The sequence below is a fragment of the Treponema sp. genome (assembly GCF_045657965.1).
GTDB lineage: Bacteria > Spirochaetota > Spirochaetia > Treponematales > Treponemataceae > Treponema_D.
Window position 1 is genome coordinate 1 of the sequence record NZ_JAZOUG010000013.1, and the last position, 9,885, is coordinate 9,885.

The following is a 9,885-nucleotide window of genomic DNA, read 5'->3' on the forward strand; positions in this document are numbered from 1 at the left end:
TGCAGAAAAACTTAAAGGAAATGGTATAGTAATCCTTGGTCAAAACGAATCATTAGAAGGTAATGATAGATGGACTGCTCAAAAGAACGGTTCGTTAAATATTTTTGAAAAAAAATAAAACAGGAGTAAAAACTCATGAGAGTAGAGTACATTAACCCATTTGTAGAAACTTCATATCAAATCTTGAAAGAAGTGCTTGACGGTGCAACTGTTACACGAGGAGATTTGTACCTTAAGTCAACAGCTATGCCAGTTATGGGTGTTGCAGCACTTGTTGGTCTTGCAGGTGATGTAGAAGGTCGTGTTCTTTTCGATATGACCTTTGAGACAGCATTAAACATTGCTTCAAAGATGAATGGTGAGACATTAACAAAATTTGATGATTTGGCTAAGGCTACAATCAGCGAACTTGCAAACCTCATCACAGCGCAGGCAGTAACAAAACTGCATGAACTTGGTTTCAAATTTGACCTTACCCCACCGGCTCTCTTTGCAGGTGAAAAAATGGAAATTGCTGCTTTGGGTGGCAGCACAACAAACAGCGTTGAAGCACTTATAGTGCCACTCATCACTGAATGTGGTAAAATCGAAGTTAACGTCGCAATTCGCGAACGCATGTAATAAAGGATAAGGAGTGCCAAAATGAAAACTAAACAGGATTTTCCTTCAATCAATGAGCGTCCGCCAGAGGGCATGAATGCTGACGGAACAAAAATCCGCGTACTCGTCGTGGACGACTCAATGTTCGTTGCAAAACAGCTCGGTCAGATTCTCACAAGCGAAGGATATGAGGTTGTTGCAACTGCCGTAGACGGTAAAGACGGAGTTGATAAATACAAGGAATTATGTCCTAATGTAGACTTGGTTACCATGGATATTACTATGCCTCGCATGGACGGTATCACAGCTTTGGAGCAGATTGTAGCTTTTGATAAGAACGCACGCGTTGTTATGGTAAGTGCTCTTGGTAAAGAAGAACTTGTTAAAAAATCACTACTTCTTGGAGCAAAAAACTACATCGTAAAACCTCTTGACCGCAAAAAGGTTCTGGAAAGAATCTCAGCAGCAATGAAATAAGCATTTACTGAACTCTAAGATTCAGTAAATCACTGATAAAGAGCGTAACTCATAAAACAGTGTAACAGCTGATTTATGGGTTATGCTTTTTTTTTCGGAATAACAATATAGTATCTCTTTTTATTTTCTGTTATACTTCGTAGCATGTTTCAGGTAAGGGTAAAAGCTGATTTTGCTGCAGCTCATTTTTTACAGGATTATCATGGCAAATGTGAAAATCTGCATGGTCATAATTATAAAGTGTATGCACATATACAGGGATTTTCATTAGATGAAGGCGGAATGCTTTTAGATTTTGGAGAATTAAAGAAAGCCCTTCGCAAAGTTTGTGAGCAGCTTGATCACACGAATCTCAACGATATTACTTTTTTTGCTCAGAACCCAAGTGCAGAAAGAATTGCTCTTTACATATATGACGGAATCATAAAACAAATTCCAGAGTTAAAAAAAACAAACGACACAAAAAAAACTTATCTTTGGGCAGTTGATGTCTTTGAAACAGATAATAACCGTGCAAGATATATCGCTGACTAAAGCAGAATAAGGCGGTCTGCATTCTGCTTTAGTTTTTGAAAGCGTTTTCTAACTTAAAAACTGTTCAAAGCCATTTTCATTAATCTGTTCAACAAGAGTGCCGTCGCCTTCTTTTATGATTTTGCCTTTAACAAGAACATGTGTTTTATCTACTTTAAGGCTTTCAAGAATTTTTGTTGAATGGGTAATAATAATCAAAGCACCATTCATCCGTTTCTGATATTCTTCGATACCTTTTGAAACTGTACGGACTGCATCAACATCGAGTCCTGAATCCGTTTCATCAAGAATTGCAAGGCGTGGTGAAAGCATTAAAAGCTGTAAGATTTCACTTTTTTTGCGCTCACCGCCAGAAAAACCAACATTTAAATCGCGGCCAGCATAACTTTCATCCATATTTAAAAGCTTCATGGTTTCTTTAAGCTGTTTCTGAAACTGAAATAATTTGACACGTTCACCAGTCTTTTGCTGCAATGCAGTGCGGATAAAAGACTCAAGGGAAATACCAGGAACTTCAAGCGGCTGCTGGAATGAGAGGAAAATTCCTTTTGCAGCCCGCTTATCTGCTGACAATTCAGTTATATCTTCACCATCAAAATAAATTTTTCCAGCTGAAATTGTATATCGCGGATTACCCATAATAGTGTAACCAAGAGTAGACTTTCCGGCTCCATTTGGTCCCATAAGAACATGCGTTTCACCAGGATTAACAGTTAAGGAAACTCCGTCTATTACATGTTTTTTTTCTATATCAACATTAAGATTTTTTAATTCAAGTAAATTAGCCATAAGAAAAATATAGCGGATTTTTTCAATTTGGACAATGAATAATACATAAAATTGCCTATTGCTTACATAGCTAAAACAAAAAAAATTATAAAGTACTCGCTAAAAAAAGCTAAATTTGATAAACTAGGCATTATGATAAACATGAGAACTTTCTTATTATTTTTTTTTGTTTTTTTCGTTAACTCTTTTTGAAGCTGCATCAAATGAAAAAAAAGATAATTACATTAAAATTGATTTCAGACTTAATACAAAAAATCCAGATTCAAAAAATTATTTTAACTGGAAAACCTCATCAACCAATTTAAAAGATTCATTTGACGCTGTTTCCGGAGCCTCTCTTTATCACAGCACTAAAGAATTCAGAACAGTCTCTTATGACAAATCAGGAAAAAATATTTTAACTCCACAAGGCTTAAAGGGATTACTTCTATATGCCGTAAGTTCATATGAAACTCTGAAAAAAGATAATTTATCAATAGAATCAAAAGGACGACAGCTGAAAATTTCTTTTAATCATAGAGGTAATTTCTACAAAATTATAACTGACGAAAACGGTGTAATGAATATTCCAGAAAGTTTCTTTATAATCGACCAGTCTTCTGAAGTGTCAAATGAAGAGGTACAATCAAAATTAATTGAAGACACTGTTTCAGAAAATTCGGAAGAGTTATATACAGGAAAACTTTTCACAAAACTCGACAAAAATGGAATCCTAAAAATAAACGGCAAACTGGTTTTACAGTCAAAAGCGTTTCCAGAATCTCCACAAACTCCAGCAGAACAGAGTAAAAAACTTCAGAACAAAAGCCTGTTTAAGAATAATCTTAAATAAAATTATTTGACGAATTATTTAAATCGAATTAAAATTTACTTTGCATATGGATGATAGTTTTTTCAATAAAAAAAAGTTGCCGAATGATTTTCTTACAGGTCTTTACACTCGTGATGTCATAGTGGACTATGCCAAACATTTAATCAAAAACGGCTCTGAATTTTCTCTATGCCTGATTGACATCGACAATTTCAAAAATGTAAACGACAATTACGGTCACACGACTGGCGACCATGTCATTTCTTTTCTTGCAAATAAGCTAAAAGAATCATTCGGTAACCGTGGAGTGGTAGGACGCTTTGGCGGTGATGAATTTATGGTAGTTATCCCGGAAATAACTGAATATGATGCCGTCTGGTCGCTTTTACGGGAAGTTCATAAATCAGTTGACGGAATACAGACACCAGATGCACAAAATTTTTATCTCACCTGTACCTTCGGTCTATCAAGATTTCCTGAAGATGCCGGCGATTATGACAGTCTGTTTGAACTTACCGATAAAGCACTCTATCGCGGCAAAATTAAGGGGCGCAACTGTTTCATCATTTATCTTGAAGCTAAACACAAAAATATACAGCTGCATTCTGCGGATGACACTACAATCAGTTCGATGCAAATGCACACACAGGTATTTCGTTTCTTAAATTCAGCACCACACATTCAGGACGGAATAAAAGATTTGCTTCTTTTTTTGGGTTCTAATCTGATGATTGATCATTTGGGCCTACAGACCGAAAAAGGCCTGTTTTTTTCGCAGGTTTATTCGCTTGCCCTTACTCAGGAATTCAAATCCATAGAAAATCCATTTTTTATGGAAAATACCAGCCCGAGTATGGGCATTTATTATATGAACGATACAAGCCATCTGGAAAATATCAATCAGATGGAACTTCTCGAAGAATGCCAGAATCAGGGAATTCGTTCCGTTCTATATGCAAGAATAAGCTATAACGATGAAATTTTCGGCTATATCCGTGCCGACTCGACTTCCAACGCCCGCATCTGGCAGTACAAAGACATGGATTTGCTCATAACGGCGGCAAATGCCATCGCTATGAGCCTCCATTTTCAGAATAAAAAAATAGAAGAGTTATAATCCACAGATTAACACAGATACACACAGATTATAATTTTTTGATTTATATAATCTGTGCCTATCTGTGGATAGTCTTACAGTTTTGCTGCAATTCTATCGATGAACTGCCAGCTGTCTAAGACTTCTTTTGCAGCAGGATTTGCCAGTCGTGCCAAATCGCCTGTCATAACACCGCTTTCGATTACGTCCAAAGTTGCTTTTTCAAGTTTTTTTGCGAATTCGGCAAGTTCAGGGGTGTTGTCGAGTTCTGCTCGTTTTGCAAGGGCACCTGTCCATGCAAAAATGAGTGCGACAGGATTTGTAGAAGTTTTTTCGCCTTTCTGGTAGCGGTAGTAATGCTTCTGAACGGTACCGTGGCTTGCTTCAAACTCGAATTTTCCGTCCGGGCTTACAAGAACACTTGTCATCATTGCCAATGAACCACATGCACTTGCAATCATGTCGCTCATAACATCGCCGTCGTAGTTTTTACATGCCCACAAAAAGCCGCCTTCGCTTTTCATAACTCGTGCAACAGCATCGTCAATCAAAGTGTAGAAGTATTCGATTCCAGCTTTGTCAAATTTTTCTTTAAATTCTTTTTCAAAAACACGCTGGAAGATTTCTTTAAAGTTTCCGTCGTATGTTTTAGAGATTGTATCCTTTGTACCAAGCCATACAGAGATTTTCTGGTCGAGTGCATAAGAAAAGCAGCATCTTGCAAAGCTTTCAATTGAAGAATCCATGTTGTGGATGCCCTGTAAAATTCCAGGACCTTTCATTTCCTGAATTGTCTTACGGATAACTGTTCCGTCTTTTCCGGTAAAGACAAGTTCTGCAGTTCCCGGCTGGTCAGTTTTGATTTCACAGTTTTTGTAGACATCGCCGTAAGCGTGGCGGCCGAGAACAATAGGCTTTTTCCAGCTTGTAACCGAGCACTGAATGTTCTTTACAAAGATTGGAGCACGGAAGACAGTACCATCGAGCTCTTCACGGATAATGCCGTTTGGACTTCGTGTAAGCTGCTTTAAGTTATATTCTTTTACGCGTGCAGCATTTGAAGTGATTGTGGCGCATTTTACACCGACACCGAGGCGTTTGATAGCTTCAGCAGACTCGTAAGTAACTTTGTCGTCTGTGTCGTCACGGTGTTTTAAGCCCAAATCATAATATTCGGTTTTAAGGTCAACGAACGGCTCAAGAAGTTTTTCCTTGATGACCGCCCACAATACTCTCGTCATTTCATCGCCGTCAAGTTCAGCGATTGCGTTTTTCATCTGAATTTTTGCCATAATGCGTGAATTATATAAAATATCTGTTAAAATGTATATAAAGCAGAAAAACAACAGAATAAAACAAAAAATTATCAGGAATTCGCTCAAATTCAGTTTATTTTTATGATAATTTAAGATTTCCTAATGCAACCAGGCTTATAATTTAAGATAAGATTATAGGAGGCACAATATGCGTGTGTTACTTGTAGAAGATGAAGAAGGCCTTTCACAGGCTCTTGTAGAAATTTTCAAAAAAAACAGAATCAATATTGATGCGGTTCTGGATGGAAAAGAAGGTCTCAAATATGCAGAGTCGCAGATTTATGATGCAATTATTCTTGACATCATGCTTCCAGGAATTGACGGCATTTCAATTCTAAAAAAGCTCCGTGAAAATCATAATCATGTACCAGTTTTACTTCTTACAGCAAAAGATGATGTTTCAGATAAAATCACAGGACTTGATGCCGGTGCAGACGATTATCTTACAAAACCTTTCTCAAGTGATGAACTTCTCGCCCGTGTAAGAGCTTTAACCCGCCGCAAAGGTGAAATAAAGGAAGAATCTGTTACTTTTGGTGATTTAACACTAAGCAAAAATAATTGTGAACTTCAGTCTGCAAAAGGAGCTGCAATTAAACTTTCTCTCAAAGAATACCAGATTTTAAGTCTGCTTTTCGAACATCCTCACCAGATTATTACAAAAGAACAGCTTATCGAAAAAATCTGGGGCGGTGACTCAAATGCAGAATATAATAACGTTGAAGTTTACATTTCCTTCATCCGCAAAAAGATTGAAAATCTCGAAGTAAAAATCCGTATTCGAACAGCACGAGGAATCGGATATTCCCTCGAAGACGAAACCCGCTAAAAACTTCAGGAGTGATTTATGAAGATAATCAAGCAGCTGCGGATAAAATTCATACTCTCTATCATGCTGGTTGAAGTATTCATTTTTGCAGGTGTAATTCTTTTTTTGAATGTTATGCTTACAAAACACGATAGAAATGAAGCACGGCAGTTTCTTGAAATGCTTGTTGAAAATAACGGTCATCGACCTGATCCGCCTAAGCCACGGGAAATACAAGATTCCTTTCACGGAGATTTTGATGCAACAACATCATCTTTAAAAAATCACTCCGATTTCTTAAATAAATCAAGAAGTCCGTTTTTGGGAGTTTTACACCAAAAAGACGGAGGGCTTAGAAATTATTTTGCTGTTAAAATTTCTCCCAAAGGAGAAGTTCTCGAATTTATCCAGGACTTTCCTATCAATTATACTGATGAAGAAATTCAAAAATTAATTGAAACAATTTTTGAAGAAGAAAAACGTACCGGCACAATCGATGGAATAATGTACAAAGTTTCACCGATTGAATCAGGTAATAAACTTATCTGCTTTCTAAACCGCAATGCTGAGTTAAAAACACTCTACAAATTATATATATATTCAATAATCTGCTATGTAATCTGCCTGATTATTTCCCTTATCATTTCAGTGCCGATTTCTTATGCGATGATTAGTCCAGTTCAGGATGCCTTTATTAAACAAAAACAGTTTATTGCAGATGCAGGACATGAATTAAAAACACCTATTGCTGTCATAAGTGCAAATATTGATGTTCTTGAAAACGAAATAAAAAACAATAAATGGCTTGAGTACATAAAGACAGAAAATTTAAGAATGGGTGAATTAGTAAAAGACCTTCTTTATCTTGCAAAAAATGATGCCGGTAAATCAGAATTTCAATTTATCGATTTCGATTTTTCAAACGCTGCTGAAAATTCAATACTTCCTTTTGAAGTTGTAGCATTTGAATCCTCAAAAAGACTTGTATTGGATATTCAAAAAGGGTTAATTTGCAATGGTGATGAAAAATCTATCAAACAGATTTTTATAATTCTGGTAGACAATGCCATTAAAAATTCTGAAAATGGAGCAACAATTACAGTAAAGGCTTACTCAGATAATCAGAAAATTTATTTAAAAGTTCATAATACAGGTAATGGTATTCCAAAAGAAGAACTTGAAAAAATCTTCTTAAGATTTTACCGTTCAGATTCTTCCCGTGCAAGAAAAACCGGCGGATATGGTCTGGGGCTTGCAATTGCAAGAACAATTGCTTTAGAGCATGGAGGAACCCTGTATGCCACAAGTGAACTTGGAAAATGGGCAGAATTTACCCTGACACTACCAAAAAAACACTAAATCCGCTAAAATACATCCATGGAACTAAAAGAGTTATACCGTGAAATTCTAAACGAACACAACATTAACCCTGCCCACAAAACAGGCTTAGACGGAGCAAATCTTTCGCTGCAGGGCATAAACCCAAGCTGCGGAGACAATATCACTTTAAACCTTAAAACAGAAAACGGAAAAATCGCTGATGGTGCTTTTACAGGAAGCGGCTGTGCTGTAAGTCAGGCAAGCTGCGATATGATGCTCGATTTAATCATCGGCAAAGAAGAAAAAGAAGCTCTCAGGCTCTGCGAAATATTTATGGGAATGATTCAGGGAACAGTCACAGAAGAGCAGATTGAAGAGCTCGATGAAGCAAGTGCCCTCCGTGAAATTCAGCACATGCCTTCCCGCGTAAAATGCGCAGAACTTGGCTGGAGAACAATGCGAGAAATGCTTGGCTTAAAAAAAGAAACAGCAAATGCTTCAAACTCTCACCCGGACTGTCCGGCTGTCTAAAAAGAATTCGCTTTTTATCAGCATAAGTGATACAATGATTTCATCTTATTTTCATAAAATAAAGGTGGAATCATGGCTATTACATGGGAAAATTTAAGCAATCTTTCTTCTTACAAAAAACTTCAGTCGCTCAAAGGTGCTGTGAGCGTAAAATCTGCTCTCTCAACCGAAAACGCTGCAGAACGTGTAAAAAATTATTCTGTTCCAATGGGGGCAGGTCTTACTTTCAACTATGCTGCAAAACAGGTTGACGAAAAAGTGCTTTCTGTTCTTGCAGAACTTGCAAAAGAAGCACAACTTACAGAAAAATTCGCAGAAACTTACAATGGAGCTGTCATAAACACGGGCGAAAAACGAATGGTACTACACCATCTTTGCCGCGGTCAGCTCGGAAAAGACGTTATGGCAGATGGCGTTAACAAACGAGAGTTTTACCTCAACGAACAGAAAAAAATCGCTGAATTCGCAGAAAAAGTTCATTCAGGCGCAATCGTCAACGCAAAGGGCGAAAAATTCACCACTGTCGTTCAGATTGGTATCGGTGGTTCAGACTTGGGACCACGAGCAATGTATCTGGCTCTCGAAAACTGGGCAAAGGCAACGGGAACATTCAAAATGGAAGCAAAATTTATTTCAAATGTAGACCCAGACGATGCAACTGCAGTCCTCAAATCAACAGACCTTGCTCACTCAATCTTTATTCTGGTTTCAAAATCTGGAACCACACTTGAAACGCTTACAAACGAATCATTCGTTAAAGACGCTCTCAAAAAAGCAGGTCTTGAGCCTTCAAAGCACATGATTGCAGTCACTTCAGAAACTTCTCCGCTTGCCCATAACCCGGACTATCTTCAGGCATTCTACATGGACGACTACATCGGCGGACGCTACTCTTCAACTTCTGGTGTCGGCGGGGCTGTTCTTTCACTTGCATTCGGCGCAAAAGTTTTCGATGATTTCTTAAAAGGAGCAGCCGAAGAAGACAAACTTGCCACAAACGAAGATTTGCTCAAAAATCCTGCCCTTCTAGACGCTCTCATCGGCGTTTACGAGAGAAATGTTCAGGGCTATCCTTCGACAGCAGTTTTGCCATATTCACAGGGCTTGTCTAGATTCCCTGCTCACTTACAGCAGCTTGATATGGAATCAAACGGAAAGAGCGTAAACCGCTTCGGCGAGGCAATCGACTATGTTACAGGTCCTGTAATCTTTGGTGAGCCAGGAACAAACGGTCAGCACTCATTCTACCAGCTTTTGCATCAGGGAACGGACGTAATTCCGCTTCAGTTCATCGCATTTGCAGAAAATCAGGCTGGAAATGACGTCGTAATCGAAGGCTCAACAAGCCAGAAAAAGCTCGGCGCAAACGTCACTGCCCAGATTATGGCTTTTGCCTGCGGTAAGACAGACTCAGACCCGAACAAAACTTTCGCCGGAGACCGCCCTTCAAGCCTTATCTACGGAAAGCAGCTCACCCCTGCCACACTCGGAGCCCTTCTTGCACACTACGAAAACAAAGTAATGTTCCAGGGCTTTGTCTGGAATGTAAACAGCTTTGATCAGGAAGGCGTTCAGCTCGGAAAGAAACTTGCCAAAACAGTTT

Annotated in this window: 11 protein-coding genes; 9 read left to right on the forward strand and 2 right to left on the reverse strand. The window is 38.3% G+C overall.

Annotation, left to right across the window (positions count from 1 at the left end):
• Window positions 1-135: 135 nt before the first annotated feature.
• The 3 genes from ACKI5B_RS00260 (at window position 136) to queD (ending at window position 1,611) form a co-directional block, all read left to right on the forward strand.
• Complete coding sequence (locus ACKI5B_RS00260; protein WP_407424950.1) at window positions 136-621, forward strand: chemotaxis protein CheX; 486 nt, start codon at window positions 136-138, stop codon at window positions 619-621.
• A 21-nt stretch (window positions 622-642) separates the two neighbouring features.
• Entirely contained in the window at window positions 643-1,077 is a 435-nt protein-coding gene (locus ACKI5B_RS00265) for a response regulator (protein WP_407424951.1), read from the forward strand.
• A 144-nt stretch (window positions 1,078-1,221) separates the two neighbouring features.
• Window positions 1,222-1,611: a 6-carboxytetrahydropterin synthase QueD gene (gene queD, locus ACKI5B_RS00270; protein ID WP_407424952.1), complete on the forward strand. Its 390-nt coding sequence runs from the start codon at window positions 1,222-1,224 to the stop codon at window positions 1,609-1,611.
• A 48-nt stretch (window positions 1,612-1,659) separates the two neighbouring features.
• On the opposite strand, the gene sufC is transcribed toward queD, so the two are convergent.
• Window positions 1,660-2,400: a Fe-S cluster assembly ATPase SufC gene (sufC, locus tag ACKI5B_RS00275; RefSeq protein ID WP_407424953.1), complete on the reverse strand. Its 741-nt coding sequence runs from the start codon at window positions 2,398-2,400 to the stop codon at window positions 1,660-1,662.
• Between the two features lie 166 nt (window positions 2,401-2,566).
• Between sufC and ACKI5B_RS00280 the strand changes: the two genes are divergently transcribed.
• Complete coding sequence (locus tag ACKI5B_RS00280) at window positions 2,567-3,232, forward strand: hypothetical protein (RefSeq protein ID WP_407424954.1); 666 nt, start codon at window positions 2,567-2,569, stop codon at window positions 3,230-3,232.
• A gap of 46 nt (window positions 3,233-3,278) precedes the next feature.
• Window positions 3,279-4,328 carry a GGDEF domain-containing protein gene (locus ACKI5B_RS00285; RefSeq protein WP_407424955.1) on the forward strand — a complete coding sequence of 350 codons (1,050 nt, stop codon included), beginning with the start codon at window positions 3,279-3,281 and terminating at the stop codon, window positions 4,326-4,328.
• Between the two features lie 74 nt (window positions 4,329-4,402).
• On the opposite strand, the gene ACKI5B_RS00290 is transcribed toward ACKI5B_RS00285, so the two are convergent.
• The gene (locus tag ACKI5B_RS00290; protein ID WP_407424956.1) at window positions 4,403-5,599 is read right to left on the reverse strand and encodes an NADP-dependent isocitrate dehydrogenase; all 1,197 of its coding nucleotides are present in this window, start codon (window positions 5,597-5,599) and stop codon (window positions 4,403-4,405) included.
• 172 nt (window positions 5,600-5,771) lie between these two features.
• Between ACKI5B_RS00290 and ACKI5B_RS00295 the strand changes: the two genes are divergently transcribed.
• The 4 genes from ACKI5B_RS00295 to ACKI5B_RS00310 form a co-directional block, all read left to right on the forward strand.
• On the forward strand, window positions 5,772-6,452 hold the full coding sequence (locus ACKI5B_RS00295) for a response regulator transcription factor (protein WP_407424957.1): 681 nt from the start codon (window positions 5,772-5,774) through the stop codon (window positions 6,450-6,452).
• An 18-nt stretch (window positions 6,453-6,470) separates the two neighbouring features.
• Window positions 6,471-7,790: a sensor histidine kinase gene (locus tag ACKI5B_RS00300; RefSeq protein ID WP_407424958.1), complete on the forward strand. Its 1,320-nt coding sequence runs from the start codon at window positions 6,471-6,473 to the stop codon at window positions 7,788-7,790.
• A gap of 18 nt (window positions 7,791-7,808) precedes the next feature.
• Complete coding sequence (gene sufU / locus ACKI5B_RS00305; protein ID WP_407424959.1) at window positions 7,809-8,282, forward strand: Fe-S cluster assembly sulfur transfer protein SufU; 474 nt, start codon at window positions 7,809-7,811, stop codon at window positions 8,280-8,282.
• 72 nt (window positions 8,283-8,354) lie between these two features.
• On the forward strand, window positions 8,355-9,885 hold a 1,531-nt coding region (locus tag ACKI5B_RS00310), incomplete at its 3' end, for a glucose-6-phosphate isomerase (RefSeq protein ID WP_407424960.1).

Excerpts from the sequence above, each read along its gene's own strand:
- ACKI5B_RS00260 (WP_407424950.1), top strand. The coding sequence starts at position 136 with ATGAGAGTAGAGTACATTAACCCATTTGTAGAAACTTCATATCAAATC.
- ACKI5B_RS00265 (WP_407424951.1), top strand. The coding sequence starts at position 643 with ATGAAAACTAAACAGGATTTTCCTTCAATCAATGAGCGTCCGCCAGAG.
- queD (WP_407424952.1), top strand. The coding sequence starts at position 1,222 with ATGTTTCAGGTAAGGGTAAAAGCTGATTTTGCTGCAGCTCATTTTTTA.
- sufC (WP_407424953.1), bottom strand. The coding sequence starts at position 2,400 with ATGGCTAATTTACTTGAATTAAAAAATCTTAATGTTGATATAGAAAAA.
- ACKI5B_RS00285 (WP_407424955.1), top strand. The coding sequence starts at position 3,279 with ATGGATGATAGTTTTTTCAATAAAAAAAAGTTGCCGAATGATTTTCTT.
- ACKI5B_RS00290 (WP_407424956.1), bottom strand. The coding sequence starts at position 5,599 with ATGGCAAAAATTCAGATGAAAAACGCAATCGCTGAACTTGACGGCGAT.
- ACKI5B_RS00295 (WP_407424957.1), top strand. The coding sequence starts at position 5,772 with ATGCGTGTGTTACTTGTAGAAGATGAAGAAGGCCTTTCACAGGCTCTT.
- ACKI5B_RS00300 (WP_407424958.1), top strand. The coding sequence starts at position 6,471 with ATGAAGATAATCAAGCAGCTGCGGATAAAATTCATACTCTCTATCATG.
- sufU (WP_407424959.1), top strand. The coding sequence starts at position 7,809 with ATGGAACTAAAAGAGTTATACCGTGAAATTCTAAACGAACACAACATT.